The sequence below is a fragment of the Aminobacter sp. P4_D5 genome, assembly GCF_056401815.1.
On record NZ_JBFUIP010001379.1, the window covers coordinates 1 to 521 of the forward strand.

At 66.4% G+C, this 521-nt stretch carries 1 protein-coding gene; it reads right to left on the bottom strand.

Going from position 1 to position 521, the window contains the following annotated elements; translation table 11 throughout:
• A partial coding sequence (locus AC1DWF_RS38520) for an ABC transporter substrate-binding protein (protein ID WP_476843659.1) occupies positions 1–521 on the bottom strand: 521 nt, incomplete at both ends.

Below are 521 nucleotides of genomic sequence, written 5' to 3' on the forward strand. Positions count from 1 at the left end.
AAGACCGCGCGATCGCCCGGGGCGTAGCTGACGAAGCGGTACGGCCCCGTGCCGACGGCGGCGCGGCCGGAATTGTAGTCGCTGGTCATCGCGTTGGTGCCGTGCCGGCGCGAGATGATCGTGAAGGCCCCCATGTTCATTGGCATCAGCGGCACGGGCGTTGGTGTGTGGAGGCGGATCGTATAGTCGTCGATCACCTCGATCCGGCTGACGATCTGCGTATAGCGCGTCATCGAGGTGGGGCTGTTGATGACGTTGGGGATGCGCGAATAGGTGAAGACCACGTCGTCGGCCGTGAAGGGCGAGCCGTCATGCCAGGTGACGCCGCGGCGCAGCTTCACCTCCCACAGGTTGTCACTCAGCGCCTCCCAGGAGACGGCGAGGCCGGGGGTGGGCCGCATCTGTGCGTCGGTCTGCACCATGGGCTCGAAGATGTGCTGCGTCAGCGCGTGGTTGGGCGAGAGGTCGTGGTAGTGCGGGTCCATCGCGGTGAAGGCACCGCCGACCGCGAGGTTGAGGTC